Origin of the sequence: Promicromonospora sp. NPDC057488 (assembly GCF_042802395.1) — a bacterium.
Lineage (GTDB): Bacteria > Actinomycetota > Actinomycetes > Actinomycetales > Cellulomonadaceae > Promicromonospora.
The window spans coordinates 1-5,757 of record NZ_JBHVEG010000269.1; the positions used below are offsets into that span (position 1 = coordinate 1).

Below are 5,757 nucleotides of genomic sequence, written 5' to 3' on the forward strand. Positions count from 1 at the left end.
AGCCTGTCGAGACCGGACGAGGTCTCGACAGGCTCGACCACCGGGGGCCCGACCGGCGAGGGCGGCTCGGCGGCCGAGCCCGAGGCCGCGTCGTACCGGCAGACCTGGGACGACGACACGATCCACCGGTCGCTGCTCGCGGGCCTGCTGTCGCAGATCGGCATGCAGGACACCGGCGAGGTCAAGGCGTCCGCCGTCGCGCACCTGCGGGGGGCCCAGCGCGAGATCGCGCTGAAGCGGGCCAAGAAGCAGGCCCGCAACGAGTACGTCGGCGCACGCGGGGCGCGGTTCGCGATCTTCCCGGGCTCGCCGCTGTCCAAGAAGCCGCCGGTGTGGATCATGGCCGGCGAGCTGGTCGAGACCAGCCGCCTGTGGGCCCGCGACGTCAGCCGCATCCAGCCCGAGTGGGCCGAGGACCTCGCGGGGCCGCTCGCGAAGCGCACCTACTCGGAGCCGCACTGGTCCACCAAGCAGGGCGCGGCGATGTGCACGGAGAAGGTGCTGCTGTACGGGGTGCCGATCGTGTCCGACCGCCGCGTGCTCTACGCGAAGGTCGACCCCGAGGCGGCGCGCGAGATGTTCGTGCGGCACGCGCTGGTGCAGGGCGAGTGGACCACGCACCACCGGTTCTTCCACGACAACCGGGCCCTCCTGGAGGAGGCCGGCGAGCTGGAGGCCCGGTCCCGGCAGCGCGGTCTGGTGGCGGACGAGGACGACCTCTTCGCCTTCTACGACGAGCGCGTGCCCGAGACCGTGGTGTCCGCGGCGCACTTCGACCGCTGGTGGTCGCGGGCCCGCAAGGAGACGCCCGACCTGCTCACCTTCACCATGGAGCAGCTGGTCGGCGACGCCTCCGTGGACACGGCCGAGTTCCCGGAGACCTGGCCGCAGGGCGAGCTCTCCCTGCCGCTCACCTACCAGTTCCAGCCCGGGTCCGACGCCGACGGCGTGACCGTGCACGTGCCCGTGGCCGTGCTGGCCCGCGTGGTGCCGGACGGGTTTGACTGGATGGTGCCCGGGCTGCTCGAGGAGCTGACCGTGGCGACCATCAAGTCGCTGCCCAAGACGGTGCGGCGCGAGCTCGTGCCGGCCCCCGACGTCGCGCGCGAGGTCGTCGCCTGGCTGCGCGCCGAGGCCCCGGCCTGGGCGGACATCGCCCGGGCGGGCGACATGGCCGAGCCGTACACCTCGGCGTTCACGCGGGCGGTGCGCGCGCTGCGCGACGTCGTGGTGCCGCCCGAGGTGTGGGACGACGAGCGGGTCTCCCGGCTCCCGCGGCACCTCCGGGTGACGTTCCGCGTGATCGAGGAGCGCGGGCGGGGCCGGAACGCCTCGTCCGTGGTGCTGGACGAGTCCAAGGACCTGGTGCTGCTGCAGCGCAAGCTCGCCTCGCGTGCGGAGGCCGCGGTGCGGTCGGCGGTGCGCGGGGCCGTCGGCGCGGCACTGGCCGAGGCCCGGGCCGCCGCAGGTGCCGGGGGTGCCGGGGCCGGGGCCGCTGACGCGTCCGTCCCCGGAGCGAAGGCGCCCGCGCCGGGCTCCGCCTCACCGGCCGCGGTGGGTGCGCGTGCCTCGGCCCCGGCCGGGAGCGGCGCGAGCGCCGGCGCCGTCGTCGGGGAGCAGACCGGGCTCACCGGGTGGCCCGCCGGGCTGCCCGACGGCGGGGTGCTCCCGGAGTCGGTGTCGACCGACGTGGGCGCCGGGGTCGTGGTCCGGGGCTTCCCCGCGTTGGTCGAGGAGACCGCCCCGAAGGTGAAGGGGCAGGCGCGCACCGTCGGCGTCGCGCTCCGGATCCTGGCGGACGAGACGGCCCAGGCCGCCGCGCACGCAGCCGGCGTGCGACGGCTGCTGCTGTCGGAGACGGCGCTCGGGACCGGGCGCATCACGTCGCGGTGGACCGGCACGCAGTCGCTGACGCTCGCGGCGTCGCCGTACCCCAGCACGGAGGCGCTGGTGGCGGACCTGCAGCTCGCCGCCGTCGTCTCGCTGACGTCACCGGCCGACGAGGCGCGGTACGACACGCCCCCGGGCGGGCCCGACGCGGCGGCCGTGCGGTCGGCGGCGGACTACGCCGACGCGCTCGCGTTCGTCCGCAAGCACCTGGAGGACGAGGTGCACCGCGTCGTCGGGCACGTGGTCGCCGCGCTGTCGGCGAGCCGCACGCTCGAGGCGGAGGTCCGCGCGTCGGGCAGCCTGGCGCTGCTCAACACGCTGCAGGACATCCGCGAGCACCGCGCGACGCTGATCCACGACGGGTTCGTGTCGGCGACGCCGCCGCGACGCCTGCCGCACCTGGCGCGCTACCTGCGGGCGGACTCGCACCGCCTGACCAAGGCCGCGGAGAACCCAGGGCGCGACGCGGACCTCGCGTGGCGGATCGGCGACGTGACGTCGGCCTACGAGAAGGCGCAGGCGACGTACGCGGCGGGATCGCCGGACGCCGCCCGCGCCGCCGAGCTGGCCGAGGTGCGCTGGATGCTGGAGGAGCTGCGGGTGTCGCTGTTCGCGCAGCAGCTCGGCACGGACGGGCCGGTCAGCGAGAAGCGGATCCGGAAGGTGCTGGCGCCGGGCGGGTGGTGAGCCGCTCGGCGGTGCCGGGCGGGACCGCCGCCCGGCACCCGGCCCGCTTCAGCCCTTGTAGGCAGCCCGGCCGTAGCCGCTCATCAGCGGACGCTCGCCCTTCTTGACGAGGACCACCTGGACCGCCGTGTTGCGGTACTTGTACGACTCCGTGCCGGCACGCCCGTTGTTCCGCGCCCAGCCGAGCCAGCCGGTGCCGGCCACGTGCACGCGGTAGTAGATGTCGTACTGCTTGGCCATCTCGCCGGTGAGCCGCATCCGGTACGCGGAGGTGCGGTTCGTGCGGTGGTAGGTGCCCGAGACCCGGGTGTCGCCCACGTAGGGCCGCCAGCCGGAGCCCTCGACCTTGGCCGACACCTGGACACCGCCCGAGTACCGCTGGCCGTTCACGTCGACGCGCACGGCGTTCAGGCGCTGCGAGGTGCTGGTGTATCCGGCGGTCGCACCCCCGCGAACGACCGTCCTCCAGCCCGCCGGCCGCAGGTAGGGCTGCACCGTGACCTGGTTCTGGGTCGTCCTGTCGTAGAAGGGCGCGTTGCCGGTGGTGCTCGCCGAGAGCGTCTTGCCCTTGGGCAGCACGCGGATCTGGACGTCCTCGATGCGGTAGGCGAACCCCGTCGTACCCGACGCCTCGCCGTTCTTCGCCCAGCCCAGCCAGCCGAGCTTCGGCACGTGAACGCGGTACCAGACGTCGTAGAACGAAGCGTGCGGACCTCCGGGTGAGATCCGGATGGCCTCGAGCCGGCGCTTCTCCCCGATGCTGCCGACGTAGTACATGTTCGACCTGGCCTTGGAACCGACCCATCCGCGGCCCTGGACATAGCCCTCGGTCTCGAACCAGAAAGCGGCCTGCGACTCGGTACTGGTCGACGGCACCGGGCTCGTCCAGTACGACTCCGAGTACGGGCGGGCGATCAGAGCCTGCGCCGCCCATCCGATGCCTGCCGTTCCAGCGCTCTGGCCGTCACTGGCCTGGCAGTAGCAGTAGTTGCTCTCCCAGGGGCTGCCGACACCGCTGAGCCCGTAGCTGACGTGCATGGTGTCCCGTGGCCGGACCGTGAACGGTGTCGACGTGACCGCACGGGGGCTCATGGTGGGCCCCAGCGCCGTGGCCCGTACGGAGATGCTGCGTCCGACGTCCGCCGGTGAGCTCAGGTACCGGTCGCTCGTCGCGCCCTTGATGGCCGCACCGTCGCGCAGCCACTGGTACGCGTACGACGCCGGGATCGGGCTGAAACCGTCGACCCGTGCCCAGTAGGAGCTGTTGTAGCTGGGGTGGGAGTTGCCGACCGACGTGATCGACGTGACCGCCACCGACCCGCCTGTGAACGGGCACGAGACGAGGCAGACCCGCAGCGTGCTCGTGACGGTGGGTGCCCCGGCGAACTGCACGTACTCGACGCGAAGATCGCGGTGGCCGGGGCCGACCTGGCTCGGCCGCACCGGTACGTCCTTGACGCGGGCGTCGAACGTGGTCCGGCCGAGCTCGGTGGCGCCGTCGTACAGCGTCGCCTCACCTGCCGGCGCCACGAGATCGTCCGTGAGGGTGAGGCGGACCGTCACCAGGTCGTCGTCCGGCTGCGTATCTGTGAGCTTCCGAGGGGTGACGGCAGGTGGGACATCCTCGGCCCGATCTGGGCGCGCGACGTAGACCTTCAGGTCGGTCGCCACGCCGATGAGACCCGTTTCGTCGACCTCGGCCACCTTGACCACCTGTTGTCCCGCGATTGTCGGGACGAACGGGATCACGGCGTGCTCCGTCGCGGGCACGGTGGTCCAGACCGCAGGCTCCGCGGTGTTCTCCGCGGCGTAGCCGTACGCGAAGGCGACGGTGTCCGGGGACCGGGGGGCGACGACCGCGAACGCACCGGCCACGCCGACACCTCCCCGGCTGGACCAGGAGGCGTAGACGGTCTCGGCACCGAGCACCGGGACGATCGACAGCTGGGCGATGGGACCACGGCGCAGCAGGAACGTGCACTCGGCCGCCGGGCCGTTCGTACCGTCGTCGGCCAGCACGCTGACCCGCAGCGTGTTGACGGCGTTGTCGGTGAGGTCGTCCGCCCGAAGGGACTCCCGCACGACCTGGCCGTATGTCTCGTACGTGCGCGTCGTGGCGGCGTTGCCGAGTGAGTCGAGGGCGACCGCGGTGACACGGTCGACCCCTGCGTCGAGCTCGGCGGTGAAGGGCAGCACGGTGGAGCCCTCCCTGTCGAGCGCGACCGTGACGGGCTCCGCCCCGCAGACCTGGCCGCCCACCGTGATGCCGGAGGGTGCCGGCAGGTCCGCCGCCGATGCGGCGGCGGGGACAGCAGGAACCAGTACCGAGGACGCGACGAGTGCACCGCCGGCGAAGGCCGCTGCGGCACGTACCGCCGCACCCCGGAGCCTCATGGGAAAAACAGGAACAGCAACAGCCACCAGGGCCTCCGGTCGTCGATCGAGCGGGCCAAGACTAGGCGTCGCCGGAAGCCCGGCCGGACCGTTTCGAGGAAGTTCACCCCTACCTCTTGCGGGGGAGGTCGCAGCCCTCGCTCAGGGCAAGATCCGGGTGAGCCCGGATGTCGCCCGGGGCGCCGCGCACGTAGCGTCGACAGCATGAGCACAAACACCCTTTCCCGTCCGCGCCAGGGGCGCATCATCGGCGGTGTCTGCGCCGGGATCGCCCACCGATTCGGCTGGAGCCCCACTGTCGTGCGGGTCGTCGCCGTCGCCTCGATCCTCATCCCGGGCCCGCAGGTGCTGGCCTACCTCATCTGCTGGGTCGCGATCCCGAACGAGCGTCAGGCCGCCTGAGCACCCCGGCGGGGCGACCTGGTCCACCCTGGCCGCCCTCCGGGCAGGTTCAGGGCCGGACCGGGGGATCACCGGATACCGGGCGGCTCACGGCCCACGTAGCGTCGATGACATGAGCACACAGACACTCTCCCGTCCACGCCAGGGGCGCATGATCGCCGGTGTCTGCGCCGGTATCGCCCACCGATTCGGCTGGGACCCGACGCTCGTCCGGGTCCTCGCCGTCGCCTCGATCTTCATCCCTGGACCGCAGTTCCTCGCCTACATCGCGTTCTGGATCCTCATGCCCAACGAGGACTGAACCCACCCCCGTCGGGACGACGACACGCCAGAGGCCCGGGTATTTCACCCGGGCCTCTGGCGTGTCGTCGTACGTTTCTGCAA

General features: G+C 72.6%; 4 protein-coding genes. 3 read left to right on the top strand and 1 reads right to left on the bottom strand.

Going from position 1 to position 5,757, the window contains the following annotated elements; all coding sequences use genetic code 11:
- Positions 1-2,577, top strand: a 2,577-nt coding sequence (locus ACFU5G_RS28720; RefSeq protein WP_377252339.1) for a DUF3418 domain-containing protein, incomplete at its 5' end; no start/stop codon positions are given.
- 48 nt (positions 2,578-2,625) lie between these two features.
- Here ACFU5G_RS28720 and ACFU5G_RS28725 read toward each other — a convergent pair.
- On the bottom strand, positions 2,626-4,971 hold the full coding sequence (locus tag ACFU5G_RS28725; RefSeq protein ID WP_377252341.1) for a hypothetical protein: 2,346 nt from the start codon (positions 4,969-4,971) through the stop codon (positions 2,626-2,628).
- A gap of 204 nt (positions 4,972-5,175) precedes the next feature.
- Here ACFU5G_RS28725 and ACFU5G_RS28730 point away from each other — a divergent pair, with 204 nt between their 5' ends.
- Both ACFU5G_RS28730 and ACFU5G_RS28735 read left to right on the top strand, forming a co-directional pair.
- The gene (locus tag ACFU5G_RS28730; RefSeq protein ID WP_377252343.1) at positions 5,176-5,373 is read left to right on the top strand and encodes a PspC domain-containing protein; all 198 of its coding nucleotides are present in this window, start codon (positions 5,176-5,178) and stop codon (positions 5,371-5,373) included.
- Between the two features lie 112 nt (positions 5,374-5,485).
- Positions 5,486-5,674 (top strand): PspC domain-containing protein, encoded by a 189-nt coding sequence (locus ACFU5G_RS28735; RefSeq protein WP_182619836.1) that lies wholly within the window; start codon positions 5,486-5,488, stop codon positions 5,672-5,674.
- The last annotated feature ends 83 nt before the right edge of the window (positions 5,675-5,757 follow it).

What these genes read in the sequence shown, in the direction of transcription:
- ACFU5G_RS28730 (WP_377252343.1), top strand. Translation starts at nt 5,176, where the DNA reads ATGAGCACAAACACCCTTTCCCGTCCGCGCCAGGGGCGCATCATCGGC.
- ACFU5G_RS28735 (WP_182619836.1), top strand. Translation starts at nt 5,486, where the DNA reads ATGAGCACACAGACACTCTCCCGTCCACGCCAGGGGCGCATGATCGCC.
- ACFU5G_RS28725 (WP_377252341.1), bottom strand. Translation starts at nt 4,971, where the DNA reads ATGAGGCTCCGGGGTGCGGCGGTACGTGCCGCAGCGGCCTTCGCCGGC.